The organism is Pseudomonas sp. SIMBA_067, assembly GCF_046534675.1.
Taxonomy (GTDB): domain Bacteria; phylum Pseudomonadota; class Gammaproteobacteria; order Pseudomonadales; family Pseudomonadaceae; genus Aquipseudomonas; species Aquipseudomonas putida.
This window is the reverse complement of sequence record NZ_JAWRYH010001384.1, coordinates 1-234: the sequence shown is the minus strand read 5'-3', so window position 1 is coordinate 234 and position 234 is coordinate 1. Positions and strand designations below refer to the sequence as shown.

Genomic DNA, 234 nt, shown 5'->3' with positions numbered 1-234 from the left:
CCTCTACCGCTTTTATTAAATGTAAAGAATTACCCATCATCCCTTCAAAACTTAATAGTGCACCAGATAACTCAGCCCCTAAACTAAACTCTTTAGCAATAGCTTCCAGTTCCATATCTAAAATAGCATCAAGCACCGACATTAAGCCGACTAAATAACCTTGTTCTGCAATGACTTTTCCGCCTGGTTCTAAAATTATTTGCATGAACTGCGCTCGACATAAGCCTAAACGAG

General features: G+C 38.9%; 1 protein-coding gene. It reads right to left on the bottom strand.

Going from position 1 to position 234, the window contains the following annotated elements:
* Window positions 1–205: hypothetical protein (locus SB765_RS33905; protein ID WP_410933072.1), on the bottom strand; the 205-nt coding region annotated here is incomplete at its 3' end.
* Between the last annotated feature and the right edge of the window lie 29 nt (window positions 206–234).